Below are 419 nucleotides of genomic sequence, written 5' to 3' on the forward strand. Positions count from 1 at the left end.
TTCCTTTGCAATGACTAGCATATGAGAAATAAGTACGTTAACCGTGCCCGGTAATAAACTTTCTCATCATATGGCTAATGGTAATCGCTCTACTTTCTCAATTAAATTTATAATAATAGTATGCCATATTTTGATAAAAATAAAGATAGAAGAAAAAACATCGTTATTTTAGGAACGGAAATGTTGATTTTATTTTTACAGAAAAATGGCATAATAATAGTGAAGATAAGAAAAGGCAGTGGTGAACTGTCTTTTTTTTATTTCTCAATAAAGGAGGTAGCAGATGCTCAAGACAAATCATTTAATAATAATATTAGAGAGAGTGAGGCCACCGTAAAGCTAAGGATGAAAAAATCTTTAAAAAAAAATAATAGGAGGTAAATAAAATGAAAACCTATAAAAAGTATGTAGTTTTTCAA

The 419-nt window shown here is 28.4% G+C and carries 1 protein-coding gene; it reads left to right on the plus strand.

The genetic code is table 11. The features are described from left to right. Positions 1–120: 120 nt before the first annotated feature. Positions 121–381, plus strand: coding sequence for a hypothetical protein (locus SPADD19_RS11015; RefSeq protein WP_128861643.1), 261 nt, complete (start codon positions 121–123; stop codon positions 379–381). Positions 382–419: the final 38 nt, after the last annotated feature.

This window comes from Streptococcus parasanguinis, assembly GCF_001578955.1.
GTDB lineage: Bacteria > Bacillota > Bacilli > Lactobacillales > Streptococcaceae > Streptococcus > Streptococcus parasanguinis_U.